The organism is Leclercia sp. EC_58 (assembly GCF_019584355.1).
Taxonomy (GTDB): Bacteria; Pseudomonadota; Gammaproteobacteria; order Enterobacterales; family Enterobacteriaceae; genus Enterobacter.
In genome coordinates this window covers 1-412 of sequence record NZ_VDAM01000004.1, presented here as the reverse complement: position 1 = coordinate 412, position 412 = coordinate 1, and the positions used below count along the sequence as shown (strand labels likewise).

General features: G+C 50.5%; 1 protein-coding gene and 1 pseudogene. Both read left to right on the top strand.

The genetic code is table 11. The features are described 5' to 3' along the window. Positions 1–253 (top strand): annotated as a pseudogene (locus FHC51_RS22415) (N-acetylmuramic acid 6-phosphate etherase); the annotation flags it as partial. Positions 254–256: 3 nt separating this feature from the next. After that, positions 257–412 (top strand): PTS transporter subunit EIIB (locus FHC51_RS22410; protein WP_220436753.1); only part of this gene is annotated, 156 nt, incomplete at its 3' end.

The following is a 412-nucleotide window of genomic DNA, read 5'->3' as shown; positions in this document are numbered from 1 at the left end:
ATCCGGCAAAGTGTTCGGCAACCTGATGGTCGATGTGGTCGCCACCAACGAAAAACTGCATGTGCGCCAGGTCAATATCGTTAAAAACGCCACCGGATGTAATGCCGAACAAGCGGAAGCGGCGTTAATTGCCTGCGAGCGCAACTGTAAAACGGCCATTGTGATGGTGCTGAAAAATCTCGATGCCGCAGAAGCTAAAAAACGCCTGGATCAACACGGCGGCTTTATTCGTCAGGTTTTAGACAAGGAATAACCCATGGCCAAAGAGATCAGCAGTGAACTTATGAACACCATTCTTACCCGTGTCGGCGGACCGGGAAATATCGCCAGTTGTGGTAACTGTATGACGCGCCTGCGTCTGGGTGTACATGACAGTTCACTGGTTGATCCCAATATCAAAACGCTGGAAGGC